Below are 24,466 nucleotides of genomic sequence, written 5' to 3'. Positions count from 1 at the left end.
CCGTGCGGATTCTCTTCGCAGGTACCCCGGAGCCAGCCCTGCCGTCCCTGCAGCGGCTGATCGACTCGCCTGGCCACGACGTGATCGCGGTGCTGACGCGGCCCGATGCGTCGTCGGGTCGTCGCGCCAAGCCGACCCCGTCGCCGGTGGCGGCATTCGCACTCGAACGCGACATCCCGGTGCTGCGGCCCGATCGCCCCAACAGCGCGGAGTTCGTCGCCGAACTCGCCGAACTGGCGCCCGACTGCTGTGCAGTGGTCGCCTACGGCGCCATGCTCCGTGATGGACTACTGGCCGTACCTCCACACGGATGGATCAACCTGCATTTCTCATTGTTGCCCGCGTGGCGAGGCGCCGCCCCGGTGCAAGCCGCGATCGCGGCGGGTGACGCGGTGACCGGGGCGACGACGTTCCGGATCGAGCCGAGCCTGGACTCCGGCCCGGTGTTCGGCGTCGTGACCGAAGCCGTCCGGCCCATGGACACCGCAGGGGATCTCTTGGATCGGCTTTCGGTCTCGGGGGCGGCCTTGCTCGAGGCGACGTTGGACGGCATCGCTGACGGGTCGCTGGCCCCGGTGCCGCAGCCAGCCGATGGGGTGACGGTGGCTCCCAAGATCACTGTCGACGAGGCCCGAGTGCGCTGGGAGTTACCAGGCCATGTGGTGGATCGCCGAATTCGTGCGGTGACTCCGAACCCTGGGGCGTGGACATTGATAGGAGATCTGCGAGTGAAGCTCGGCCCCGTCACGGTCAGCGATCGGGAACCTTTGGCGCCCGGCGTAATTCATGTCGATCGTGAGGGTGTTCACGTCGGCACGGGTTCGCGCCCCGTCGTGCTTGGCGAGCTCCAGCCGCCGGGCAAGAAGTTAATGAAGGCCACCGACTGGGCGCGTGGTGCCCGACTCGACGAGAGTGTGCGGGCCCAATGAGCAGGCCCCAGAACCGGTCACAGCACAACCCGCGCCGCCCGCAACGCCGAACGCCGCTCGACCCCGCCCGTCAGGCTGCGTTCGACGTCCTGCGCGCAGTGTCCGAGCGCGACGCCTACGCCAACCTCGCGCTGCCCGCACTGCTGCGCGAGCGTGCCATCACCGGACGCGATGCCGCCTTCGCCACCGAATTGACTTACGGGACATGCCGTGTGCTCGGTCTGCTCGACGCCGTCATCGCCCGTGCCGCGAACCGCCCGGTGGACCAGATCGACGCGGTATTGCTCGAGCTGCTCAGGCTCGGCGCCTATCAGTTGCTGCGCACCCGCGTCGACGCGCATGCCGCCGTCGACACCACCGTCGAGCAGGCAGCCGTCGAATTCGATTCGGCACGTGCCGGTTTCGTCAACGGTGTGCTGCGCAACATTTCGGCGCGCGACGAGCAGTCCTGGGTGGCCGAGCTCGCGCCGTCCGCCGACACCGACCCCGTCGGCCACATCGCGTTCGTGAACGCGCATCCCCGCTGGATCGCACAGGCGTTCTCCGACGCCCTCGGCGCTGAGGCTGGACAGCTGGGTGCCCTGTTGGCCAGCGACAACGAACGGCCGTTGGTGCACCTGGCCGCACGGCCCGGTGCCATCACCGCCGACGAGCTCGCGACCGCGGTCGATGGTGAGATCGGCCGCTACTCGCCATACGCCGTCTACCTTTCCGGCGGCGATCCGGGCCGGCTTGTGCCGCTGCGGGATGGCCTGGCGCAGGTGCAGGACGAGGGCAGTCAACTGGTCGCGCGTGCGTTGACGTTGGCACCCATCGACGGACCCGACGGTCGCTGGTTGGATCTGTGCGCCGGACCCGGCGGCAAGACGGCGTTGTTGGCCGCCATCGGCACGATGCCGGGTGCGCGGGTGACGGCGGTTGAACCCGCTGCGCACCGCGCGGAACTGGTCGAGCACAACGTCAGCGGATACGACGTGGAGGTACTCCGGGTCGACGGTCGTGATTCCGGGCTGGCGCCGGGCTCGTTCGACCGGGTGCTCGTCGATGCGCCGTGCACTGGGCTCGGTGCGCTCCGCCGTCGACCCGAGGCCCGGTGGCGTCGTCAGCCCGGAGACGTGCCCGGGTTGACGAAGTTGCAGAAGGAACTGCTGGCGTCGGCCATCGGGCTCACGCGCCCCGGCGGGGTAGTGCTGTATGCGACGTGTTCGCCGCACCTTGCCGAAACGGTCGGCGTGATCGCCGACGCCGTGCGCCGTCATCCGGTGCGCGCGATCGACACCCGGGCCTTGTTCGAGGGCGTCGACGACGTCGGCGCCGGACCACACGTCCAGCTGTGGCCGCACCGGCACGGTACGGACGCCATGTTCGCCGCCGCGCTGCAGGTGCAGTAGAGCTCTGGTCAACCGTTACGCTGGCCGCCATGGCAGCACCGCTGATTGCCCCGTCGATTCTGGCCGCCGATTTCGCGAGGCTGGCCGAGGAGACCGCCGCCGTGCGTGGAGCCGACTGGCTGCACGTCGACGTGATGGACAACCACTTCGTGCCGAACCTCACCCTGGGTCTTCCGGTGGTGGAGAGCCTGCTGAACGTGACCGACATCCCGATGGACTGTCATCTGATGATCGACGACCCACACCGGTGGGCGCCGCCCTATGCCGAGGCGGGCGCCTACAACGTCACCTTTCACGCCGAGGCCTCCGACGACCCGATCGCCGTGGCCCGTGACATCCGGGCCGCCGGAGCGAGGGCAGGCCTCAGCGTCAAGCCCGGCACCCCGATCGAGCCGTATCTCGAGTTGCTCCCGTACTTCGACACTCTGCTGGTGATGTCCGTCGAGCCCGGCTTCGGCGGACAGAAGTTCATCCCCGAGGTGTTGTCCAAGGTCACGTTGGTCCGGCGTTTGGTCGACGCGGGCGAACTCACCATCGTCGTCGAGATCGACGGCGGCATCAACGCCGACACCATCGAAGCTGCCGCCGAGGCCGGCGTGGACTGCTTCGTCGCCGGATCCGCCGTCTACAGCGCAGCCGATCCGGCCGTCGCCGTGGAGTCGCTGCGCCGCCAGGCCGCTGCGGCGTCCAAGCACTTGACGTAGTGACCGTCAAGATGAACACCGAAGCCGCGATGCGGCTGGCCATTGGGCAGGGCGATCAGGTCAAGGGCACGACCTATCCCAACCCACCAGTCGGTGCGGTCATCCTCGACCGCGACGGCGACGTCGCAGGCGTGGGCGGGACCCAACCGGCAGGCGGCCCCCACGCTGAGGTGATTGCGCTGCGGCGAGCGGGGGAGCGGGCCAGGGGCGGTACCGCGGTCGTCACATTGGAACCGTGCAATCACCACGGTCGCACCCCGCCCTGCGTGGATGCCCTTCTCGCGGCCGGGGTTTCGTCGGTCGTGTATGCAGTGAAGGATCCCAACCCCGTCGCCGCCGCGGGTGCGGCGCGGTTGGCCGATTCCGGGGTCGGCGTCGCCGTCGGAGTGCTCGCCGACGAGGTCGCGGGCGGAGCGCTGCGCGAGTGGTTGCACAAGCAGCGCACCAGCAAGCCACACTTCACCTGGAAGTTCGCGACGAGTGTCGACGGTCGCAGCGCGGCGGCCGATGGCAGCAGCCAATGGATTACCAGCGAGGCGGCCCGGGCCGACGTGCACCGACGGCGCGCCGTGGCCGACGCCATCATCGTCGGTACCGGCACCGTCTTCATGGACGACCCCGCGCTCACGGCGCGCCTGCCGGATGGCCGGCTGGCCGATCGGCAGCCCTTGCGGGTAGTCGTCGGGGAGCGTGAAATATCTTCGGAGGCAAGGGTTCTCAACGACGACTCGCGAACCATGGTGATCCGCACCCGTGACCCACTCGAGGTGGTGCAAGCGATGTCCGATCGCGTCGACGTGCTCATCGAGGGTGGCCCGACGCTGGCGGGTGCGTTTCTGCGGGCCGGGGTGGTCGACCGGATCGTGGCCTACGTGGCCCCGATGCTCTTGGGCGGTCCGATCACCGCGGTAGACGACGTGGGTGTACTGAACATTGCGCACGCGCAGCGGTGGCGATTCGACGGCATCGACAGGGTTGGGCCGGACGTTCGGCTCAGCCTGATCCCCGGCTAACCGACGGCGCTGCGTCCAAATCGGTGAGACGCGGAATTCCTTTGCCACTCAATGTGACTGCCGTCACGGCGGATCGGTCAACGTTTGATGACTCGTTACCGCTTTGAGACCCGTAGAGCCCGCTTGGCGCTGAATCCGGACCGGCGGTCCCGGTAAAATCGAAGAAGACAACCGGGTCACCCGACCCGGCTGCCAATCGAAAAGGACGAAGAGCGTGACTGCATTGCAGGACTGGCTCAGCTTTCGCCCAGTCGATCAGAGCGCCATCCGGGAATTCGTGTTCCGCCCGCTACGCGCGGTGTTGAGCACTCAGAATCCCGGTGAACGCGTTGAGTTCACATCGATGGGCCCCGGCGTCGAACGCTGTTGAGCCGAATTAGCTTGACGCGCTGACGGTCTCGATCTCCTGATCGGGGTCGTCAGCGCGTTCCTTTCGACCCGCGATGAACAGGCCGAGCACGGCTCCTACCACGCAGACAATCGCGGTGATGGCGAACATCTCGCCGTACTGCATCGAGAAGGCCAGCTTGTAGTTCGCGGCCTCAGCGGTGATGCGTTCGACCAGCGACGTGCCGCCGCCCTTCTTCGGTAGGTGCTGCAGGATCTGATTGAACCGGTACAGCCCCCACGCCGACAGTGACGCGACACCGACCAGCATGCCGGTCATGCGTGCCACGACCACCGCAGACGACGCGATACCGTGCTGGGCCGCGGGCACCACCCGTAGCGACGCCGACGTCAGCGGTCCGATCACCAGGCCCAGCCCGAAACCGGCCAACGCCAGGTCGAAGTCCATCGCCGGGACCGTGAACAGCCCGAAGTCGTGGCGCGCGGCCAGTAGATCCACCGGCCAGTGCGACACCAGGTAGTAGGCGAAGGCGGCGATCAACAACCCGACGCAGGCCACGATCCGGTCGCCGATACGCGTCGCCAGGAAGCCGCCGATCAGCGCACCAACGGGCAGCGCGACGAGGAATCGCATCAACAGGAATGCGGCCTCGTTCTGACTCAGACCAAGTACGCCCTGGCCGAACAGTTCGACGTTGACCAGCGTGACCATCAGGGCCGCGCCCGCGGCGAACGAGGCGCCGAGCGCACACAGGAAGGGTCTGAAGTGCACGCCGTCCGGGTCGATCAGCTTGGTGCGCGACCAGCGCTCCCACGCAAAGAACGCCACGGTGACCACGGCGGCCCCGATCAGCATCAGCCCGCCGCCGTTGGGCAGCACCTGCTTGCCGTCGGGCGCCGGGTTGTACAGCCCGAACACGACGAGGACGAGGACGACCGCCAGCAGCAGGCCGCCGATGACGTCGACCTTCTCGGGTGGCTCCGTGCTCTTCCGCCGGCCCGGAACGCTGAAGTGGATCATCACCATCGCGATGAGGGCCAACGGAATGTTGACCCAGAACACGTAACGCCAGCTGCTGAGCGCCCAGACGATCGCGATGCCGTAGAGCGGGCCCAGCACGCTGCCGAGTTCCTGGGCTGCACCGATGCCGCCGAGGATGGTGGCGCGGTCGCGTTGCGCCCACAGATCGGCGGCCAACGCCAGCGTGACGGGTAGCAGTGCGCCGCTGGCGGTGCCCTGAATGATGCGGCCGATGACGAGGATGGTCAGGTCGGACGAGAGTGCGGTGACCACCGAACCCGCTGCGAAGCCCGCCAAGCTGACCTGGATCAGCAGCTTGCGACCGAATCGGTCCGACGCCCGACCCAGCAGCGGCATGGCGGCGATGTAGCCGACCAGGTAACCGGTGATGATCGGCGCGACCCGCTGAATCTGGTTGATCGGGATGCCGACGTCCGTCATCACGTCGCGGATGATCGTGACGACGACGTAGGTGTCGAGCGCACCGAGCAGTACGGCCAAGCCGCCGGCGGTGATCGCGATCCGGCGACCCGCGCCGGCCGGGGTGTCCGTCGTGTGAGCCATCAGACTGCGGGCTTGGTGACCGTCACCGGCTTGCCCCAGTCCGACGTCGCCAGTTGGATGGCGGTGCCCGAGGTGGGTTCAAGTTTCGCCTGGATCAGCTTGTGGTCGCCGTCCGGACTGATCCACGCGGTGCCTGGCACGGGGCCGGTGACTGCGAGTTGCGGGGCGATGCCATTGACGGCGTCCGCCGAGACGGTGCCGGTGACCTTCACGGTGTCGACGCCATTGACCGACTCGCGGCCGACCGCCTTGGGATCGGAGAAGTTGGCCAACACGTTGGCCAGGCCCTTGTCCGGGTTGAGGATCGCGGAGACGTCGTAGATGTCGGCGGCGGGACCGAAGTCCGTCCAGCTGCCCGGCGTGAGGGCGGCGTACAACGTGCCGTCTGCGACGACGAATCCGACGCCTTCCAGCTTGGTGCCGAGCGCCGTGATGTCGGCCTTGCCCGACGCGGCCACCGCAGGGGTGTTGGTCAGGTCTCCGGTCAACTGCGTGATCGGCAGTGCCTTGATCTCACCGGTGACGGTAATGACCAGGTGCACGCTCTGTTGCGCCTTGGTAGTGACATTCGAGTCCTTCAGCAGCGTTGCTGCGTCGGGTAGCGGGTCGTTGGACGACTTGTCCGACGAGCATCCCGAGGTCAGGACGAGAGCCGTCACCAAAGCGGTGAACAGTGAAATGAGCATGGCAAGCCTGGGGCGCGTCTGCATGAGTTTCATCGTAGAGGGTGCAGTGGGGTGGACGCGTGGCCCGGGCACGCGATGGAAGGGGACTCGTGGCGTCTGACCTGGAGTTTCGGCTCGTAGCCGCAGATGAGGGCGACGGCGCGGTGCTCGACGCCGCGATGTTTTCCGGCGCGCGCACCTCTAGGCTTGTTGGATGTTCACCGGAATCGTCGAGGAACTGGGCGAGGTCGTCGGCAAGGAGGACCTCACCGACGCGGCCCGGTTCGTCATCCGAGGCCCGCTCGTCACAGCCGATGCGGGGCATGGCGATTCGATCGCCGTGAACGGTGTCTGTCTGACCGTCGTCGACGTGCTGCCCGACGGCGCCTTCACCGCTGACGTGATGGCCGAAACCCTGAACAGATCGAGTCTGGGCGCCATCGACGTGGGTAGCCAGGTGAACTTGGAACGGGCCGCCGCGGTCAACAGCCGGCTCGGCGGTCACATCGTTCAAGGCCATGTCGACGGCACCGGGCACGTCGTCGCGCGCACGCCGTCCGAGCACTGGGAAGTAGTCCGGATCGCGCTGCCCAACGCAATCTCGCGGTACGTCGTGGAGAAGGGGTCGATCACGGTCGACGGGATCTCCCTGACCGTGTCGGGGCTGGGCGACGACTGGTTCGAGGTCTCGCTGATTCCCACCACGCTGCGGCTGACGACGCTCGGTCGGGCCGCCATCGGGGCGCCGGTAAATCTCGAGGCGGACGTCATCGCCAAATACGTTGAACGGCTGCTTAAGCACGACGGTTGACCGTCCGCGGTCCCAAGAATTCGCCAAGGACCGCGCCGCACCCTTCCACGATGACATCCGCGAAACCCTCGGCCGCGGCGTTGGTCGCGGCCGCGTTCGTGTCCGGCGGGTTGGGCGCCGGAGGGTTGGGCGTAGCCGGAATGTTGCTCGCCTTGCCTACCAGCCAGGCGCAACCCGAATGCTCGCCCGCGAACTACCAAGAGCCTCGGTGCGCACCACCCGAGGGACCTCCGAGCGGATGCGACGCCAATGACGTCTGCGCGCAGCTCTGGTGCCCGGGTTCGGGCATGAGCCCGATCCCCAAGTGGGACATGAACGTCTGCCACACCTTCTACTTCGATCCCAACGCACCATTGACCAAGCCGATCATCATCGCGGGCCAACCCCCGGGACCGCCGCGTGCTCCCCAGCCGCCGTGCATCCCGCTCATCAATTGCCTGCCCGGGCTGTAACGCCGTGTGACGGAAGACACGCCTCGGTTCACCGACCAACCCACTGGTCGACGGGGGCAATAACCCATACCCCTGAGTGGTTCATACTGAAGTCGGTCGGTTGAAGGGTCCCCGTCTGGGACCGGCGAGTGGGTGAAGTGATGACGAGGCTTGATTCGGTCGAGCGGGCGCTAGCCGATATTGCGGCGGGCAAGGCCGTCGTCGTCGTCGACGACGAGGACCGCGAGAACGAAGGCGACCTGATCTTCGCCGCAGAGAAGGCCACGCCCGAGCTCGTCGCCTTCATGGTCCGCTATACCTCCGGATACCTGTGCGTGCCGTTGGACGGCGACGTCTGCGACCGGCTCGGTCTGTTGCCGATGTACGCCGTCAACCAGGACAAGCACGGCACGGCCTACACCGTCACGGTCGATGCGAGGGAGGGCGTGGGAACGGGCATCTCCGCGTCCGACCGTGCCACGACCATGCGTCTGCTCGCGGATCCTTCGGCCGTCGCCCACGACTTCACCAAGCCCGGCCACGTCGTCCCGCTGCGGGCCAAGGACGGTGGCGTACTGCGCAGGCCCGGACACACCGAGGCCGCCGTGGACCTGGCCCGGCTGGCGGGATTGCAGCCTGCCGGCGCGATCTGCGAGATCGTCAGCCAGAAGGACGAAGGCGCGATGGCGCAGACCGACGAGCTTCGGGTCTTCGCCGATGAACACGGCCTGGCACTGATCTCCATCGCCGACCTCATCGAGTGGCGCCGCAAACACGAGAAGCACATCGAGCGCATCGCCGAGGCCCGTATCCCGACCCGCTACGGCGAGTTCCGCGCGGTTGGCTACACCAGCATCTACGACGACGTCGAGCACGTTGCGCTGGTTCGTGGCGACATCGCCGGGCCGGAGGGCGACGGCCACGACGTGCTGGTGCGCGTCCACTCGGAGTGTTTGACCGGTGACGTGTTCGGCTCACGGCGCTGCGACTGCGGGCCCCAGTTGGACGCAGCGATGGCGATGGTGGCCAAGGAGGATCGTGGCGTCGTGCTTTACATGCGTGGTCACGAGGGCCGCGGGATCGGACTCCTGCACAAGCTCCAGGCCTATCAGCTGCAGGACGCCGGCGACGACACCGTCGATGCGAATCTCAAGCTGGGGCTGCCCGCCGATGCGCGTGACTACGGCATCGGTGCTCAGATCCTCGTCGACCTCGGCATCCGGTCCATGCGCCTGCTGACCAACAATCCGGCGAAACGCGTTGGGCTGGACGGCTACGGCCTCCACATCATCGAGCGGGTGCCGTTACCGGTGCGTGCCAACGCCGACAACATCAGGTACCTGATGACCAAACGCGACCGCATGGGACACGATCTGAGCGGACTCGAGGACTACGACGAATCCGTTCGGATGGACGGGTACGACGAGGCGGTCTACCTGCTCGGCCACCGCTTGTCGCCGACGGCAGACGACGCGGGTGATGCGCCGTGAGTAACCCGGACGGAGTCCGGAAGTGAGCGGAGGCGCAGGCGTTCCGGAGATGCCGGTGCTCAACGCCTCCAGGCTCAAGCTGGCGATCGTCGCGAGCACCTGGCATACCACCATCTGTGACGCCCTGCTCGACGGTGCACTTCGCGCCGCGAAGGGTGACGGGGTGGCCGATCCGACAATCGTGCGCGTGCTTGGCGCAATCGAAATCCCGGTGGTGGCACAGGAGTTGGCCCGCACGCACGACGCGGTCGTCGCGCTCGGCGTGGTGATTCGCGGGCAGACGCCGCACTTCGACTACGTGTGCGACGCCGTCACCCAGGGCCTGACCCGGGTGTCGCTGGACGAGTCCACCCCCGTCGCCAACGGAGTGCTGACGACCAACACCGAGGAACAGGCGCTCGATCGCGCCGGACTTCCGGGTTCGGCTGAAGACAAGGGTGCCCAGGCGGCCTCCGCCGCGCTGTCCACCGCGCTGCTGCTGCAGGAGTTGCGTACGTGACATTGCCCGAGGGTTGGGACCTCGAGGTCAAGCCGCACCTGACGCCGTACTTCGCCTACGGCGCCGCGTTTGTGATCGCGGCAGCGCACATCGCCGTCGGCGCATTGCTGAAGGTCGGTTCCAGCGGTGTGATCTTTCAGACCTCGGACCAAATCGCCATGGGCGTGCTGGGCATCGTCATCGGCGGCCTGGTGCTGCTGTTCGCCCGGCCGCGGCTGCGGGTTGGTGCCGCGGGCGTCGCAGTGCGAAACCTGCTGGCGTACCGCTTGATTCCATGGTCGGAAGTGGTGGGTGTTTCGTTTCCCGTCGGTGCACGATGGGCCCGAGTCGACCTGCCCGATGACGAATACCTGCCGCTGATGGCGATTCAGTCCGTTGACAAGGAGCGGGCCGTCGAGGCGATGGACCGTGTGCGCGCACTCGTATCGCACTATCGCCCCGATGTCAGCCCACACTCAGCGACATCGTGAGTTCGGCTGTCGGGCCGCTGTCTTCGTCGCCAACGGGGGGCGCGAGGCTGAATCCCAGCGCCTCGTACACGCTGCGCGCGGCAGTGTTCGTGGCGTTTACTCGCAGCGTGACGGTTCGGACCCGCTGTGCGCGCGCCCAGTCCACCGCAACCGATACCAGAAGCTGGCCGAGTCCGTGGCCCCTCGCGCTCGGCTCGAGCCACAGCGAGTACAGGTAGACGGAGTCGGCATGCTGGCGCTGGGCCCCGATCAGCCCGACCGGGCGGTCGTCGACGAGCGCGGCGAACTGGGCGTGGACGCGCAACCGCTTTCGCCACTGCGCAGCGGTGAAGGACGACTCCTGGTGGAACTGGGGATCGTGCGGGCCAAGGGAGTCGTGGAGCGCCTGCAGGCGCAGCTCGGCGAAGGCGCGCCAATCCGACTCGGTCAGTCGGGAGACCCTGGAGGTGTTCATTGGGCAGTCATTCGGCGGCGAACGGCTCCATCGGTCCAATACGATAGAATGTGCTGATAGTGACCGATTTTCGCACGTCGACGACCGCTCTGGACGTCGTATCCAGCTCAATGCTCGGCATTGGTGAAATCGGTCACCCGGTATTTGCCGCCACGCAGGTCATGGCCCACCCCGGAACCAGCCCCACCGTCAGCGTCCCCGTGGTGAATGGCCGCCCGCCCGACGTCGACGCGATCTGGGCGTACCTGGCCGAACCCGCCGAGTGCTTCGGTTTCGCGATGCCCGCCCGCGAGGTGTTCGCGGACGCGATCGCGGGGTTCGTCGACGCGGTTCGCAGCGAAGCCGGCCCGACGATCTTCTCGTTGTGCGTCACGGTCGCGGAGGTCGAGGGTTCCGCGCAGTTCGTGATCACCGGCTCCGAGGTGCATTTCCTCCGGTCCGAAGCCGTCCGGATCGACGAGTGCGACGTCACGTTTCCGCTGACCCGGTCGACTGACCCGCGGTGGCGGCGCATGGCTGCCCGCACGACGAGCAGGGCCGAAGAGGACAGCCTTCGACGCTGGCTGGAGGACCGCGGCCATGCCGACGGCGTTGCAGGCGGCGTTCCCTTCCTGGGAGCGTTGATCTTCGAGCGCGGCGCCGACGTCAGCGGAGTCGACAACGTCGAACCGACCTCGGTTCTGGCGCAACTCCAGGACTGCGGGGCGGTCGGGCCGATCCGACGGGTGGAGCGTCATCCCGTCGACGTCGAGCGCGTGTGGTGGATCTCGCCGGGCTATGAGGTACATCCCGTCGCCGCCATTGGAGCTCGCTCGTACCCCGTCGAGGTGGCCGCACCTTCCTTCGCGAGGATCCGATGAGCACGACCTTCGACCCGAAGGCGTTCGCCGCCATGACCATCGACGGCTACGACTACGCCGGCGGCAAGTTCACGGCTCACTACACCCTGCGCGGCGTCGACTCGGCAGACGACGTCGCCTTCACCGAGCTGGTCGACTTCGGAACCGCCCTCGGCGAGCGCAGGCCCGACGACAGGCTGCTCGGACTGCTCGCGCTGACCTGCTCACCGAGCTACTACAAGGCCGCCGCTCCGCCGCGCATCGACATCGCCTTTCCCACTGGCGAATTCGAGCAGCATTACCTCCGCGAACTCATCGCAGGCGGGCTCGGCGAGTTTGCCTACCGCAACTCGTTGCCCGAGGCCTTGACCCCGACCGTGTCTGGCCCGGTCGGCGAGCGCGGGCCTGTGTCTTCCGATGACTGGGACGCGGACGCGGACCCGCTGGTACCCGTCGGCGGTGGCAAGGACTCGGTGGTGACCATCGAGGCGCTCAAGCGTCATGGGATGCGGCCGATGTTGTTCAGCGTCAACAAGTTCGACCCCATCGATCGGTGCATCGAGGTGAGCGGACTCGACAGTATCCGGGTCAAGCGGGCCATCGATCGGCGCCTCATCGAAGTCAACGACCAGGGGGCGCACAACGGCCACGTCCCGGTGACGGCCATCAATAGTGTGATCGGGTTGATCGTCGCCGATGCGAATGATCTTGGGCCCGTGGTGTTGTCGAACGAACGATCGTCAAACATCGGCAACGTCAACTGGCTGGGCCGCGACGTGAATCACCAGTGGTCCAAGAGCATCCTCTACGAGACGCTGTTGCGGGACACGCTCGCGCAGTTGGGTTTCAACCCGGACCGGTACTTCTCGCTGTTGCGCGGGTTGTCAGAGTCCGAGATCGCCGACCGATTTCGCACATGCGCCCAGTACTTCCGGGTGTTCATCAGCTGCAATCGTCCGTTCGCGATCGACGCCGGACGGCGCGGAGCCACCTGGTGCGGGCACTGCCCGAAGTGTCTGTTCGTGTTCGCGTTGATGGCGCCGCGGCTGGGGCGGGCCGAGGTCGAAGCGATCTTCGGCCGCGAACTCTTCGAGGCCACCGACAACCGCGTCGGCTTCGAAGACATCGTCGGACTGGGTGTACACAAGCCGTTCGAGTGCGTTGGCGAGTACTACGAGGCCGCGGAGTCGTTGCTCGCGGTGCTCGACGACGAACAGTGGGCCGGCTTGCCCCTCGTCGAGGAATTCCGCTCGCGCCGAGCCGAATTGGCGACCGTCGCCGCCGGGAACGACGAGTCCGGGCCCGCGGTGAACTACGTGCCTGCCAACTACGCGGCCACCTTGGCTTTCGCCGAACTGCCCGGATGACGTGATGGCCGAGCCGTTGCCCAGCCTCGCGGGCCTGGTCGTTGGAGTGTGGGGCTTCGGGCGCGAAGGTCTTTCGATGGCCAGAATCGCAGCAGCCTCGGGGGCCGCGCGCGTTGACGCCGTCGACGACGCGGGATTACGTCCGATCGACCCGCCGGAAGATGTCGACCGGTTGACCGTCTACCGCGGGGCCGAGCACCTGGACCGGCTTCGCCATTGCGACATCGTGTTCGTGAGTCCCGGAGTGCCTTGGGCCCAACCGCTATTCGCAGAACTGAGGGAATCGGGCGTCCGCGTTTCCAGCGCGGCAGACTGGTTCGTGTCCCAGCACGCCGCGCGCACCATCGGCGTCACCGGCACCAAGGGCAAGAGCACCACCGCGTCGTTCCTCGGACACCTGCTGAATTCGCTCGACGTCGATGCCGTCGTCGCGGGGAACATCGGAACCCCACTGTCGGATCTGGCCGCCGACGACGAGGCCATCGTGGTGGCCGAACTGTCCAGCCAACAGGCGGCCCTGCTCTCGGTGTCACCCGCGTTGGCGATCGTAACCAATCTCTATGAGGATCACCTGGATTGGCACGGTGACACCGCGTCCTACTACCAGGCGAAGGCCAACGTCTTTCGCAACGGTGCCCAGACCCTGGTGACCACGCCAGAAACGCTCGCCAGCTTCGAGCGGGTCGGAGTCACGTCGTTCCCGTCGCTGCTGCTCGTCGATCCCAACGTCATCCGCTGGCCGGCCGGGGACACGGTGATGGGCTACGCACACAACGTCGGGAACGGGGCGCTGGCCATCGCCGCCGCGGGCCTGGTGCTAGGCAGGCCCGTGACCCGGGAGGAGGCCGAGGCCGCCAAGAGCACGTTCCAAGGCCTGCCCCACCGACTGCAGACCGTGCGGACCACCGGGCGTACCCGATGGATCGACGACACGTTGGCGACGACGGGGGAGAGCGTCGTCGCCGCGCTGACGGCCATGGACCCCGACGAGCACGTCGCCCTGATCGTCGGTGGCATGGACCGCCAGCTGAACTACGACCAGGTCGACGCCTACCTGTGCAGCGGCGCGCGCCGGGTTTCGCTTATCCAGGCGCCCACCAACGGCGCCAACATCGGTCGCGGGTATGCCGCCACGCACCCGGAGCGGGTTCACGTTGTCGACAGCCTCGAGGCCGCCGTGCAAACGGCCGCGTCGTTGCCCGACGTCGACGTCGTGCTGCTGTCGCCCGGCGCGGCGAGCTACGACCTGTTCGCCAACTACGTGGCCAAGGCCGCCGCCTTCTGCGAGCTCATCGACGGTCTGTCGGGTCCCGTCGGCGGTCCGCACTAACCTGGAAGCGTGCCCGATCCAGCGACGTACCGACCGGCGCCCGGATCCATCCCGACCGAGCCCGGTGTCTACCGGTTTCGTGATCCGCGCGGCCGCGTCATCTACGTGGGTAAGGCCAAGAGTCTTCGAAGTCGGCTGAACTCCTACTTCGCCGATCTGTCGGGGCTGCTTCCCCGAACCCGCCAGATGGTGATGACGGCGGGCAGCGTCGAGTGGACGGTGGTCAGCACCGAGGTCGAGGCGCTCCAGCTGGAATACAACTGGATCAAGGAGTTCGATCCGCGGTTCAACATTCGCTATCGCGACGACAAGTCGTATCCGGTGCTGGCCGTGACGCTCAACGACGAGTACCCCCGGCTGTTCGTGTACCGAGGGCCGCGGCGCAAGGGGGTCCGGTACTTCGGCCCGTACTCACACGCGTGGGCCATCCGCGAGACGCTCGACCTGCTCACCCGGGTGTTTCCGGCCCGCACGTGTTCGGCCGGGGTTTTCAAGCGGCACAACCAGATCGATCGGCCGTGTCTGTTGGGTTACATCGACAAGTGTTCGGCGCCGTGTGTGGGTCGGGTCAGCGCCGAAGAGCACCGCAGGATCGTGCTGGACTTCTGCGACTTCCTGGCGGGCAAGACCGACAAGCTGGTCCGGGACATGGAACGGCAGATGACCGCCGCTGCCGAGGATCTCGACTTCGAGCGGGCCGCGAGGCTGCGCGACGACATCGGCGCACTGAAGCGGGCCCTCGAGAAGCAGACGGTCGTGTTCGGCGACGGCACCGACGCGGACGTGGTGGCCTTCGCCGACGACGACCTCGAGGCGGCTGTTCAGGTGTTCCACGTGCGCGGTGGTCGGGTGCGCGGCCAACGCGGCTGGATCGTCGAAAAGTCAGGGGAGCCTGGGGAATCGGAACAGGTGCAGTTGGTCGAGCAGTTCCTCACGCAGTTCTACGGCGATCAGGCCGAGTTGGGCGATGCCTCCGATGAGGCCACCAACCCGGTGCCGCGTCAGGTCCTGGTGCCCTGTCTTCCGGACAATGCAGACGAAGTCGCGGCGTGGTTGTCGCAGCTGCGCGGCTCGCATGTGTCCCTGCGGGTGCCGCAGCGCGGCGACAAGCGCGCGCTGGCCGAGACCGTGCACCGCAACGCGAAAGATGCACTCGCGCAGCACAAGCTCAAGCGTGCGGGCGACTTCAACGCGAGATCCGAAGCACTACAGAGCATTCAGGAGTTCCTTGGGCTGGCCGACGCGCCGCTGCGCATCGAATGCATCGATATCAGCCACGTGCAGGGCACCGACGTGGTGGCGTCCTTGGTGGTGTTCGAAGACGGGCTGCCGCGCAAGTCGGACTACCGGCACTACGCCATCCGTGAGGCGGCAGGCGACGGACGCTCGGACGACGTCGCATCCATCGCCGAGGTCACGAGGCGGCGTTTCCAACGTCATGTCGCCGATGCCGACCGGCCGCTAGTGGATAAGGACAAGGCACTGGCACAAGGTCCTCGCGCAAGCGCTCGTCCGCGATTCGCTTATCCGCCAAACCTCTTCGTCGTCGACGGCGGCGCACCCCAGGTGAATGCCGCCGCTGCGGTGCTCGACGAACTCGGGGTGACCGATGTCGCCGTCATCGGCCTGGCCAAGCGGTTGGAAGAGGTGTGGGTGCCTTCGGAGGCGGACCCGGTGATCATGCCCCGCAACAGCGAAGGGCTGTACATGTTGCAGCGCGTGCGCGACGAGGCGCACCGCTTCGCGATCAGCTACCACCGCAGCAAGCGGTCCAAACGCATGACGGCGTCCGTCCTTGACGAGGTACCCGGGTTGGGTGAGCAGCGGAGGAAGGCCCTCGTCACGCACTTCGGCTCGGTGGCCAGGCTCAAGGTTGCCAGCGTCGAGGAGCTCGTCGCCGTACCGGGCATCGGCGTCGCGACGGCGAAGGCAGTTCTCGAGGCGCTCGGTGGAGCCGCCGAATCCGGCACGGCCGCAGAGCTCATCGGCGATGATCAGAAGACGGCATCTGTATGACGGGGGGCGCCAAGCAATCAGCGAGCAGCGAGGAATCGGCGAGCCGCGAAGGCGGATCGCGCATGGCTGAGCACCTTCAGGACCCTGAGCACCTCCGGGACCACGGCATGGATGACGGCGCGGCCGGCATCGAGGTGCTCCTGGTGACGGGGCTCTCCGGAGCAGGCCGCGGCACGGCCGCGAAGGTGCTGGAGGATCTCGGTTGGTACGTCGCCGACAACCTTCCGCCGGAGTTGATCGCGCGCATGGTTGAGCTAGGGCTGGCGGCCGGATCCCGGATCACGCAGTTGGCGGTCGTCATGGACGTCCGCTCACGCGGCTTCACGGGTGATCTCGACGGGGTACGGACGGAGCTGGCCACCCGCCAGATCACCCCAAGGGTGCTGTTCCTCGAGGCATCTGATGACATCCTGGTGCGGCGGTACGAACAGAACCGGCGCAGCCATCCGCTTCAGGGCAATCAGACACTCGCCGAAGGGATTACGGCCGAGCGCGCCATGCTGGCTCCGGTGCGCGCCGTCGCCGACCTCGTCATCGACACCTCGAAGTTGTCGGTCCACGGGCTTCGAACCGCCATCGAGAATGCGTTCGGCGGGGAGACCGTTGCCCACACCAGCGTCACCGTCGAGTCGTTCGGGTACAAGTACGGGTTGCCCATGGACGCGGATACCGTGATGGATGTCCGGTTTTTGCCCAACCCGCACTGGGTAGATGAGTTGCGACCACACACGGGACAACATCCGGCGGTCCGGGACTACGTCCTGAGCCAACCGGGGGCGACGGAGTTCGTCGACACCTACCATCGGCTGCTGGACGTCGTCATCGACGGCTACCGCAGGGAGGGAAAGCGCTACATGACCGTCGCCATCGGATGCACCGGCGGTAAGCACCGCAGCGTAGCGATCGCCGAGGCGCTCGCAACGCGGCTGTCCGGTGGCGACCAGTTGACGGTGCGGGTCCTGCACCGGGACATGGGCCGCGAATGAGCTCGCGGATCGTCGCGCTCGGCGGAGGACACGGGCTCTACGCAACGTTGTCGGCGGCGCGGCGGCTCACGCCCTACGTCACAGCCGTGGTGACGGTGGCCGACGACGGCGGGTCCTCGGGTCGGCTGCGCAGCGAGTTGGACGTCGTGCCACCCGGTGACCTACGAATGGCATTGGCGGCGTTGGCATCTGACAGTCCGCACGGTCAGTTGTGGGCCACCATCATCCAACACCGGTTCGGCGGCAGCGGTGCCCTCGCGGGCCACCCCATCGGGAATCTGCTGCTGGCCGGGCTCAACGAGGTGCTCGCAGATCCGGTCGCGGCACTCGACGAACTGGGCCGAATGCTGGGCGTCAAGGGCCGGGTATTGCCGATGTGTCCGATCGCTTTGCAGATCGAGGCCGACGTGGCGGGGCTGGAGTCCGACCCGAGGATGAGCAGGGTGATCCGTGGTCAAGTGGCCGTCGCCACCACCGTCGGCAAGGTTCGTCGGGTCCGGCTGTCGCCCGGCAATCCGCCCGCGACACGACAGGCGGTCGACGCGATCATGGCTGCTGACTTGGTGGTGCTCGGTCCGGGATCCTGGTTTACCAGCGTGATTCCGCACGTGCTGGTGCCCGAAATGGTGGCCGCACTTCAGGCCACCCGGGCCAGACGGGCGTTGGTCTTGAATCTGGTGGCCGAGCCGGGGGAGACCGCAGGCTTCTCGGCCGAGCGTCACATCCACGTGCTGGCACAACATGCGCCGGGATTCATCGTCCACGACATCGTCGTCGACGCGGCCCGCGTACCGGGCGAACGCGAACGCGATCAACTCAGGCACACCGCCGCCATCTTGGATGCCCACGTTGAGTTTGCTGACGTGTCCAGACCTGGTACACCTTTACATGACCCGGCCAGGTTGGCCGCGGCTCTGGAGCGCGTAAGGCTGCGCGGCAGCGCGCCCGCGAGCACACTTCAGGAGCCGACGGCGCCCACGCCTGCCGCTCGGTCAGTCGAGGAGAGGTGACGATTTCGTGGCGATGACAGCCGAGGTCAAAGACGAGCTCAGTCGTCTGATCATCAACTCGGTGAGTGCGCGTCGCGCTGAGGTTGCGTCGTTGCTTCGCTTCGCGGGCGGGCTCCACATCGTCGCCGGGCGGGTCGTCGTCGAGGCCGAGGTGGACCTCGGAGTGATCGCACGGCGATTGCGAAAGGACATCCACGACCTGTACGGCTACAACGCGGTGGTGCACGTGCTGTCGGCCAGTGGCATCCGCAAGAGCACCAGGTACGTCGTGCGGGTCGCGCAGGACGGTGAGGCGTTGGCCCGCCAGACCGGGCTCTTGGATCTGCGCGGTCGCCCGGTGCGAGGCCTACCAGCGCAGGTGGTCGGCGGCAGCGTCGGCGATTCCGAAGCCGCTTGGCGGGGCGCATTTTTGGCACATGGCTCGCTGACCGAGCCTGGCCGTTCGTCGGCGTTGGAGGTCAGCTGCCCCGGCCCTGAGGCGGCGCTGGCCCTAGTGGGTGCGGCCCGGCGGTTGGGGGTCAGTGCGAAGGCCCGCGAGGTGCGGGGGAGCGATCGGGTGGTCGTGCGCGACGGGGAGGCCATCGGAGCGTTGCTCACCCGGATGGGCGCCCAGGACACCCGGCTGATCTGGGAGGAACGTCGATTGCGCCGCGAGGTGCGGGCCACGGCGAACCGGTTGGCGAACTTCGACGACGCGAATCTGCGACGCTCGGCGCGTGCGGCGGTGGCGGCGGCAGCGCGGGTCGAGCGCGCGTTGGACATCCTGGGCGACACTGTGCCCGATCACCTGTCTTCGGCGGGCAGGCTGCGGGTGGAGCACCGGCAGGCGTCGCTGGAGGAGCTCGGTCGCCTCGCGGAGCCACCGATGACGAAAGATGCTGTGGCGGGTCGCATTCGAAGACTGTTATCGATGGCTGATCGCAAGGCCAAACAGGACGGCATTCCCGACACCGAGTCTGCGGTCACCCCCGATTTGCTGGACGACGCTTAGCCGATTTCGGTGAGATCCGCTTTTTGCAGAGAAAGCGTGAGTGAACCCCTGCAAAAGGCGATTCTCGCCATGGCTGGGCCTAGGTTAGATACGTGACGACGCTGAGAGTCGGTGTGGCGTACCCCGATCCGCCGTTCAATTCCATGGGCCCGGACCGTGGCGGCCTCGACATCGACTTGATCACCGCAATCGGGGCGACGTTGGGCTCGTCGGTGACCCTCGTCGCCTACGAGGGCGCCGACTTCAACGGCATCTTCGACGAACTGAGCACGGGCTCCTACGACTGCGTGATTGCGGGGACCACGGTGACCCCCGAACGCGAACGAAGGGCCGGGTTCGCGCCGCCGTATCTGGTGTCGGGACAGTCGTTGGCCGTCGACACCGACCGGTGGCCCGCAGTTCGGTCGATCGACGAACTCGTCGGGCTGACGGTCGGCGTGCAACGCGGCAACACCAGCCAACCGATCGCTGAACGCCTGGCCTCCGAGGGAAAGGTCAAGGCCGTTCGCATCTACGACTACGCCGACATCGAGGCGGCGCTCACCGACCTGACCACGGGCGCATGTGATGCGTTCATGAAGTTGGCGCCGGTGCTGACCGAACTCGTCAAGCCCATCCCAGGTGTAGAGGTCGTCCAGCGCGGCCTGACGAGTGAGGCGATCGCCATTGCCGTCCGCTCGGGCGACGACGCCATGTTGCAGCGGATCACGACGGCGCAAGCCGCGCTCGAGGACGACGGAACGCTGCAGACCATTCGTCGTACCTGGCTCGGCAATCCCTACCGCGATCAGAACGTGACGATGCACTGACCCAGGTTCCGGTGACTGGTGCGTTCACCCGACGGCGATACCCCGTTCACCGCGCGGTACGCACGCATTGCCCAGGCTGCACGCGCTCAGTCGCGCGCTACTAGGCTGACCCCGAGCAGTTCATCACCGACTAAGGAGACATGCGTGACCATCCGCGTAGGCGTTAACGGCTTCGGTCGAATCGGACGGAACTTCTTCCGGGCGCTCGATGCGCAGAAGGCGCTTGGCAACAACACAGACATCGAGATCGTCGCGGTCAACGACCTGACTGACAACGCCACGCTCGCTCACCTGCTGAAGTTCGACTCCATCCTGGGGCGACTGCCCTACGAGGTCAGCCTCGAAGGCGACGACACCATCATCGTCGGCGACACCAAGATCAAGGCGCTCGAGGTCAAGGCCGGGCCTGCGGAACTGCCGTGGGGTGATTTGGGCGTCGATGTCGTAGTTGAATCAACGGGCATCTTCACCAACGCCGCCAAGGCCAAGGGCCACCTGGATGCGGGTGCCAAGAAGGTCATCATCTCCGCGCCGGCCACCGACCCCGACATCACCATCGTGCTCGGCGTCAACGACGACAAGTACGACGGCAGCCAGAACATCATCTCCAACGCGTCGTGCACGACGAACTGCCTCGGCCCGCTGGCCAAGGTGCTCAACGACGAGTTCGGCATCGTCAAGGGCCTGATGACCACCATCCACGCCTACACCCAGGACCAGAACCTGCAGGACGGCCCGCACAGCGACCTGCGTCGCGCCCGCGCCGCCGCGCTGAACATCGTCCCGACCTCGACCGGCGCGGCCAAGGCCATCGGCCTCGTGCTGCCGGAACTCAAGGGCAAGCTCGACGGTTACGCGCTGCGGGTGCCGATCCCCACCGGCTCGGCGACCGACCTCACCGTCGAGCTGGCCAAGCCGGGCACGGCCGAAGAGATCAACGCCGCGTTCAAGGCTGCGGCCGACGGACCACTCAAGGGCATCCTCAAGTACTACGACGTGCCGATCGTGTCCAGCGACATCGTCACCGATCCGCACAGCTCGATCTTCGACTCCCTGCTGACCAAGGTGATCGACAACCAGGCCAAGGTCGTGTCGTGGTACGACAACGAGTGGGGCTACTCCAACCGGCTCGTCGATCTGGTCGGCCTGGTCGGCAAGTCGCTCTGACCGTGGCGGTTTCGACGCTTGAACAGCTGCTGGCCGACGGCGTCGAGGGGCGGGGCGTTTTAGTCCGCTCCGACCTGAACGTCCCACTCGACGACGAAGGCCAGATCACCGATCCGGGCCGCATCATCGCGTCGGTCCCGACGTTGAAGGCGTTGTCGGAGGCCGGTGCCAAGGTGGTCGTCACTGCGCACCTCGGTCGGCCCAAGGGTGGTGCTGACCCCAAGTTCTCGCTGGCACCGGTCGCGGCCGCGCTTGGAGAACAGCTGGGTCGACACGTTCAGCTGGCCGGTGACGTCGTCGGTGCCGACGCCTTGGCCCGTGCGGAGGGCTTGACCGACGGCGATGTGCTGTTGCTCGAGAACATCCGCTTCGACCCGCGGGAAACCAGTAAGGACGACGCGGAGCGGCTGGCGCTGGCCAAGGCTTTGGTCGAGCTTGTCGGCGATGACGGGGCTTTTGTCAGCGATGGCTTCGGTGTGGTGCACCGCAAGCAGGCGTCGGTGTATGACGTCGCCACCCTGCTGCCGCATTACGCGGGCACGCTGGTGGCCGCCGAGGTGAAGGTGCTCGAACAGTTGACGAGTTCCAGCGCGCGGCCGTATGCCGTGGTGTTGGGTGGCTCGAAGGTCTCGGACAAGCTGGCCGTCATCGAGAACCTTGCCAGCAAGGCCGACAGCCTGATCATCGGCGGCGGCATGTGCTTCACCTTCCTTGCCGCGCAAGGGGTTCCGGTCGGAACATCCTTGCTGCAAGAGGATCAGATCGACATCTGTCGCAAGCTGCTCGAGGACTACGGCGACGTGATCCACCTGCCGGTGGACATCGTCGTGGCCGCAGAGTTCGCGCCCGATTCCCCGCCCGAGACCGTGGATGCCGATCGCATCCCCGAGGGCAAGATGGGACTGGACATCGGACCGGGTTCGGTCAGGCGCTTCACCACCTTGTTGTCCAACGCCGAGACGATCTTCTGGAACGGACCCATGGGAGTCTTCGAGTTCCCGGCCTTCGCGGCGGGCACCAAGGGCGTCGCGGAGGCGATCGTCGGAGCCACCGCCAAGGGCGCGTTCAGCGTCGTCGGCGGCGGCGACTCCGCGGCGGCCGTGCGCCAACTCGGCTTGCCCGAAGACGGCTTCTCGCACATTTCCACCGGAGGCGGGGCATCACTCGAATACCTTGAAGGCAAGGAACTGCCCGGTATTCAAATACTGCAAGACTGACACCTAGGAGACTCGTGGCGCGCAAGCCGCTCATCGCTGGCAACTGGAAGATGAACCTCAATCACTTCGAGGCCATCGCGCTGGTGCAGAAGATCGCATTTTCGTTGCCCGAGAAGTACTTCGACAAGGTCGACGTCACGGTCATCCCACCGTTCACCGACCTGCGCAGCGTGCAGACGCTGGTCGACGGCGACAAGTTGAGGCTGACCTACGGTGCGCAGGACGTGTCCCAGCACGACTCCGGCGCCTATACCGGCGAGATCAGCGGCGCCTTCCTGGCGAAGCTCGGATGCTCGTTCGCCGTCGTCGGCCACTCGGAGCGACGCACGTATCACCACGAGGACGACGCACTGGTTGCCGCAAAGGCTGCCGCGGCGCTCAAGCACGGCCTGACCCCGATCGTCTGCATCGGCGAGGGTCTGGACATCCGCGAGGCAGGTGAGCACGTGAGCCACTGCGTCAACCAGTTGAGCGGCTCGCTCGCAGGCTTGTCCGCCGAGCAGATCGCCGCCGTCGTGATCGCCTACGAGCCGGTGTGGGCGATCGGTACTGGTCGAGTGGCCAGCGCCGCCGACGCCCAGGAGGTGTGCGCGGCCATCCGCAAGCAACTCGGCGAACTGGCGACGCCCGCGATCGCCGACGCCGTTCGGGTGCTGTACGGCGGGTCGGTCAATGCCAAGAACATCGGGGAGCTGGTCGCTCAGGACGACGTCGACGGGGCGCTGGTCGGTGGTGCGTCGCTGGAAGCCGAACAATTCGCACAGCTGTCCGCGATCGCCGCGGGCGGGCCCCTGCCCTGACCCCGAATCCTTGATTTCGGGCTGCGCCCGGTAGGCTGGCGGCCATGTTCTTGGCGTTGCAGATCACCTTGATGGTCACCAGCGTGCTGGTCGTGTTGCTGGTGCTGCTGCATCGTTCCAAGGGTGGCGGCCTATCGACGCTGTTCGGCGGCGGCGTGCAGTCGAGTCTGTCGGGTTCGACGGTCGTGGAGAAGAACCTCGACCGGCTGACGTACTTCGTCACCGGCATCTGGATCGTCTCGATCGTCGCGGTGGCGTTGCAGATCAAGTACGGCGTCTGACGCAGTCGCTCGGCGTCGCAGCTCGTCCTCGTCGACAAGCCGTCGGCCGTTCCGATTGCTAACGTATTGCCCCAGTACGGCGGCGTGTTGGCCTGCTGCCACCGAGGCATGAGAGGTCGAACGTGAGTACTCCCCAAGGACCGCAGCCCCATCCGTCCAACCGGCCACCTCAGTGGCAGCCGCCTCCGCCGTACCCCCCGTACGGTCAGCGGCCCGCTCCGCCGCCATACGGTCGCCCGCAGTATCCGCCGCCGCAGGCTCCGCCTCAGTACCGGCCGCCGCCGCCACCGCCTCAGTACGGTCGGCCACCCGCCCCGCCCCAATACGGTCAACCCCAGTACGCTCAGCCGCCTGCCGCGCCGCAGCCGCAGTACGCTCCACCGCAATACGCCCAGCCGCAGTACGGGCAATCGCAGTACGCCCAGCCGCAACCCGGTCAACCCAGCGAGGGCATTGCGGTGACCACCCACTTCTTCCCGTTGGCGTGGCTGTTCTTGTTCATCAAGCCCAAGATCTTCGTCGACGGACAGGAGTCGCCGCCGGCGACCTGGGGTCGTAACGTTCTGCCCGCTCGCCCGGGCCACCACCAGGTCCACGTCCATACGCCGTACTTCCTACCGGCTCGGGTAGGCCCCGCCGACGCGCTCGTCGATGTTCAGCCGGGACAGCTATACGAGCTTGAGTACAAGGCGCCGGTCTGGTCGTTCAGCCCGGGTTCGCTGGGTGTCGGCCCGCAGAAGTACAACGGCGTCGGCATCACAATTGCGATCATCGCGATTCCGTTCGCGATCATCCTTCTATTCATTCTGCTGTCGGTTTTCACTCGGTGATCTAGGCCGGAGGCAAGCACCTCTCGTACACCG

At 66.7% G+C, this 24,466-nt stretch carries 26 protein-coding genes; 23 read left to right on the top strand and 3 right to left on the bottom strand.

From position 1 onward, the window contains the following. Positions 1–2 precede the first annotated feature (2 nt). From fmt to SLQ30_RS01190, 5 genes are all read left to right on the top strand, one after another. Positions 3–929 (top strand): methionyl-tRNA formyltransferase, encoded by a 927-nt coding sequence (fmt, locus tag SLQ30_RS01210; RefSeq protein ID WP_319445017.1) that lies wholly within the window; start codon positions 3–5, stop codon positions 927–929. After that, positions 926–2,320, top strand: a complete 1,395-nt coding sequence (locus tag SLQ30_RS01205) for an RsmB/NOP family class I SAM-dependent RNA methyltransferase (RefSeq protein ID WP_319445016.1) — start codon at positions 926–928, stop codon at positions 2,318–2,320. Before fmt ends, SLQ30_RS01205 begins: the two co-directional genes overlap by 4 nt. 29 nt (positions 2,321–2,349) lie before the next feature. Continuing rightward, complete coding sequence (rpe, locus tag SLQ30_RS01200; protein WP_319445015.1) at positions 2,350–3,024, top strand: ribulose-phosphate 3-epimerase; 675 nt, start codon at positions 2,350–2,352, stop codon at positions 3,022–3,024. 11 nt (positions 3,025–3,035) lie between these two features. Continuing rightward, positions 3,036–4,037, top strand: coding sequence for a bifunctional diaminohydroxyphosphoribosylaminopyrimidine deaminase/5-amino-6-(5-phosphoribosylamino)uracil reductase RibD (gene ribD / locus SLQ30_RS01195; RefSeq protein WP_319445567.1), 1,002 nt, complete (start codon positions 3,036–3,038; stop codon positions 4,035–4,037). A 214-nt stretch (positions 4,038–4,251) separates the two neighbouring features. After that, positions 4,252–4,407, top strand: coding sequence for a hypothetical protein (locus SLQ30_RS01190; protein ID WP_319445014.1), 156 nt, complete (start codon positions 4,252–4,254; stop codon positions 4,405–4,407). A 6-nt stretch (positions 4,408–4,413) separates the two neighbouring features. Here SLQ30_RS01190 and SLQ30_RS01185 read toward each other — a convergent pair whose 3' ends face one another. Both SLQ30_RS01185 and SLQ30_RS01180 read right to left on the bottom strand, forming a co-directional pair. Then, a complete protein-coding gene (locus SLQ30_RS01185; protein ID WP_319445013.1) occupies positions 4,414–5,970 on the bottom strand; it encodes an MFS transporter in 1,557 nt (518 codons plus the stop codon). Further along, positions 5,970–6,680 (bottom strand): LppX_LprAFG lipoprotein, encoded by a 711-nt coding sequence (locus SLQ30_RS01180; RefSeq protein ID WP_319445012.1) that lies wholly within the window; start codon positions 6,678–6,680, stop codon positions 5,970–5,972. Before SLQ30_RS01180 ends, SLQ30_RS01185 begins: the two co-directional genes overlap by 1 nt. A 169-nt stretch (positions 6,681–6,849) precedes the next feature. Between SLQ30_RS01180 and SLQ30_RS01175 the strand changes: the two genes are divergently transcribed. The 5 genes from SLQ30_RS01175 (at position 6,850) to SLQ30_RS01155 (ending at position 10,336) form a co-directional block, all read left to right on the top strand. Then, complete coding sequence (locus SLQ30_RS01175; RefSeq protein ID WP_319445011.1) at positions 6,850–7,446, top strand: riboflavin synthase; 597 nt, start codon at positions 6,850–6,852, stop codon at positions 7,444–7,446. A 50-nt stretch (positions 7,447–7,496) separates the two neighbouring features. Continuing rightward, the gene (locus tag SLQ30_RS01170) at positions 7,497–7,898 is read left to right on the top strand and encodes a hypothetical protein (RefSeq protein WP_319445010.1); all 402 of its coding nucleotides are present in this window, start codon (positions 7,497–7,499) and stop codon (positions 7,896–7,898) included. Between the two features lie 140 nt (positions 7,899–8,038). Then, positions 8,039–9,367 carry a bifunctional 3,4-dihydroxy-2-butanone-4-phosphate synthase/GTP cyclohydrolase II gene (locus tag SLQ30_RS01165; RefSeq protein WP_319445009.1) on the top strand — a complete coding sequence of 443 codons (1,329 nt, stop codon included), beginning with the start codon at positions 8,039–8,041 and terminating at the stop codon, positions 9,365–9,367. A gap of 22 nt (positions 9,368–9,389) precedes the next feature. Next, positions 9,390–9,866, top strand: coding sequence for a 6,7-dimethyl-8-ribityllumazine synthase (ribH, locus tag SLQ30_RS01160; RefSeq protein WP_319445008.1), 477 nt, complete (start codon positions 9,390–9,392; stop codon positions 9,864–9,866). After that, positions 9,863–10,336, top strand: coding sequence for a PH domain-containing protein (locus tag SLQ30_RS01155; RefSeq protein ID WP_319445007.1), 474 nt, complete (start codon positions 9,863–9,865; stop codon positions 10,334–10,336). Before ribH ends, SLQ30_RS01155 begins: the two co-directional genes overlap by 4 nt. On the opposite strand, the gene SLQ30_RS01150 is transcribed toward SLQ30_RS01155, so the two are convergent. Then, the gene (locus SLQ30_RS01150; protein ID WP_319445006.1) at positions 10,311–10,790 is read right to left on the bottom strand and encodes a GNAT family N-acetyltransferase; all 480 of its coding nucleotides are present in this window, start codon (positions 10,788–10,790) and stop codon (positions 10,311–10,313) included. The two genes, SLQ30_RS01155 and SLQ30_RS01150, sit on opposite strands and share 26 nt — an antisense overlap. A gap of 59 nt (positions 10,791–10,849) precedes the next feature. Here SLQ30_RS01150 and SLQ30_RS01145 point away from each other — a divergent pair, with 59 nt between their 5' ends. From SLQ30_RS01145 to SLQ30_RS01085, 13 genes are all read left to right on the top strand, one after another. Beyond that, a complete protein-coding gene (locus SLQ30_RS01145) occupies positions 10,850–11,650 on the top strand; it encodes a hypothetical protein (RefSeq protein WP_319445005.1) in 801 nt (266 codons plus the stop codon). Further along, a complete protein-coding gene (locus SLQ30_RS01140; protein WP_319445004.1) occupies positions 11,647–12,996 on the top strand; it encodes a hypothetical protein in 1,350 nt (449 codons plus the stop codon). The genes SLQ30_RS01145 and SLQ30_RS01140 overlap by 4 nt, the downstream gene beginning before the upstream one ends. 4 nt (positions 12,997–13,000) lie before the next feature. Beyond that, entirely contained in the window at positions 13,001–14,326 is a 1,326-nt protein-coding gene (gene murD / locus SLQ30_RS01135) for a UDP-N-acetylmuramoyl-L-alanine--D-glutamate ligase (protein WP_319445003.1), read from the top strand. Positions 14,327–14,335: 9 nt separating this feature from the next. After that, positions 14,336–16,342 (top strand): excinuclease ABC subunit UvrC, encoded by a 2,007-nt coding sequence (gene uvrC / locus SLQ30_RS01130; protein ID WP_319445002.1) that lies wholly within the window; start codon positions 14,336–14,338, stop codon positions 16,340–16,342. Positions 16,343–16,449: 107 nt separating this feature from the next. Then, positions 16,450–17,328 (top strand): RNase adapter RapZ, encoded by an 879-nt coding sequence (gene rapZ / locus SLQ30_RS01125; protein WP_319445566.1) that lies wholly within the window; start codon positions 16,450–16,452, stop codon positions 17,326–17,328. Beyond that, positions 17,325–18,338, top strand: coding sequence for a uridine diphosphate-N-acetylglucosamine-binding protein YvcK (locus SLQ30_RS01120; RefSeq protein ID WP_319445001.1), 1,014 nt, complete (start codon positions 17,325–17,327; stop codon positions 18,336–18,338). The genes rapZ and SLQ30_RS01120 overlap by 4 nt, the downstream gene beginning before the upstream one ends. A 13-nt stretch (positions 18,339–18,351) precedes the next feature. After that, entirely contained in the window at positions 18,352–19,329 is a 978-nt protein-coding gene (gene whiA, locus SLQ30_RS01115; protein WP_319445565.1) for a DNA-binding protein WhiA, read from the top strand. A gap of 92 nt (positions 19,330–19,421) precedes the next feature. Further along, entirely contained in the window at positions 19,422–20,138 is a 717-nt protein-coding gene (locus SLQ30_RS01110; protein WP_319445000.1) for an ABC transporter substrate-binding protein, read from the top strand. Positions 20,139–20,282: 144 nt separating this feature from the next. Then, entirely contained in the window at positions 20,283–21,305 is a 1,023-nt protein-coding gene (gene gap / locus SLQ30_RS01105; RefSeq protein WP_319444999.1) for a type I glyceraldehyde-3-phosphate dehydrogenase, read from the top strand. 2 nt (positions 21,306–21,307) lie between these two features. Then, entirely contained in the window at positions 21,308–22,522 is a 1,215-nt protein-coding gene (locus SLQ30_RS01100) for a phosphoglycerate kinase (protein ID WP_319444998.1), read from the top strand. Positions 22,523–22,536: 14 nt separating this feature from the next. Continuing rightward, positions 22,537–23,322, top strand: a complete 786-nt coding sequence (tpiA, locus tag SLQ30_RS01095) for a triose-phosphate isomerase (RefSeq protein ID WP_319444997.1) — start codon at positions 22,537–22,539, stop codon at positions 23,320–23,322. A 44-nt stretch (positions 23,323–23,366) separates the two neighbouring features. Continuing rightward, positions 23,367–23,603: a preprotein translocase subunit SecG gene (gene secG, locus SLQ30_RS01090; protein WP_319444996.1), complete on the top strand. Its 237-nt coding sequence runs from the start codon at positions 23,367–23,369 to the stop codon at positions 23,601–23,603. 122 nt (positions 23,604–23,725) lie between these two features. Then, positions 23,726–24,433: a hypothetical protein gene (locus tag SLQ30_RS01085; protein WP_319444995.1), complete on the top strand. Its 708-nt coding sequence runs from the start codon at positions 23,726–23,728 to the stop codon at positions 24,431–24,433. The last annotated feature ends 33 nt before the right edge of the window (positions 24,434–24,466 follow it).

It is taken from the genome of Mycobacterium sp. RTGN4 (genome assembly GCF_033804635.1).
Taxonomy (GTDB): Bacteria; Actinomycetota; Actinomycetes; order Mycobacteriales; family Mycobacteriaceae; genus Mycobacterium.
The sequence above is the reverse complement of the archived record's forward strand: the minus strand, read 5'-3'. Positions and strand labels throughout refer to the sequence as shown.

Bases quoted from the DNA above. Each gene is read 5' to 3' on its own strand.
- SLQ30_RS01205 (WP_319445016.1), top strand. From the start codon at position 926: ATGAGCAGGCCCCAGAACCGGTCACAGCACAACCCGCGCCGCCCGCAA.
- rpe (WP_319445015.1), top strand. From the start codon at position 2,350: ATGGCAGCACCGCTGATTGCCCCGTCGATTCTGGCCGCCGATTTCGCG.
- ribD (WP_319445567.1), top strand. From the start codon at position 3,036: ATGAACACCGAAGCCGCGATGCGGCTGGCCATTGGGCAGGGCGATCAG.
- SLQ30_RS01185 (WP_319445013.1), bottom strand. From the start codon at position 5,970: ATGGCTCACACGACGGACACCCCGGCCGGCGCGGGTCGCCGGATCGCG.
- SLQ30_RS01180 (WP_319445012.1), bottom strand. From the start codon at position 6,680: ATGCAGACGCGCCCCAGGCTTGCCATGCTCATTTCACTGTTCACCGCT.
- SLQ30_RS01175 (WP_319445011.1), top strand. From the start codon at position 6,850: ATGTTCACCGGAATCGTCGAGGAACTGGGCGAGGTCGTCGGCAAGGAG.
- SLQ30_RS01170 (WP_319445010.1), top strand. From the start codon at position 7,497: ATGACATCCGCGAAACCCTCGGCCGCGGCGTTGGTCGCGGCCGCGTTC.
- SLQ30_RS01165 (WP_319445009.1), top strand. From the start codon at position 8,039: ATGACGAGGCTTGATTCGGTCGAGCGGGCGCTAGCCGATATTGCGGCG.
- SLQ30_RS01150 (WP_319445006.1), bottom strand. From the start codon at position 10,790: ATGAACACCTCCAGGGTCTCCCGACTGACCGAGTCGGATTGGCGCGCC.
- SLQ30_RS01140 (WP_319445004.1), top strand. From the start codon at position 11,647: ATGAGCACGACCTTCGACCCGAAGGCGTTCGCCGCCATGACCATCGAC.
- murD (WP_319445003.1), top strand. From the start codon at position 13,001: ATGGCCGAGCCGTTGCCCAGCCTCGCGGGCCTGGTCGTTGGAGTGTGG.
- rapZ (WP_319445566.1), top strand. From the start codon at position 16,450: ATGGATGACGGCGCGGCCGGCATCGAGGTGCTCCTGGTGACGGGGCTC.
- SLQ30_RS01120 (WP_319445001.1), top strand. From the start codon at position 17,325: ATGAGCTCGCGGATCGTCGCGCTCGGCGGAGGACACGGGCTCTACGCA.
- whiA (WP_319445565.1), top strand. From the start codon at position 18,352: ATGACAGCCGAGGTCAAAGACGAGCTCAGTCGTCTGATCATCAACTCG.
- secG (WP_319444996.1), top strand. From the start codon at position 23,367: ATGTTCTTGGCGTTGCAGATCACCTTGATGGTCACCAGCGTGCTGGTC.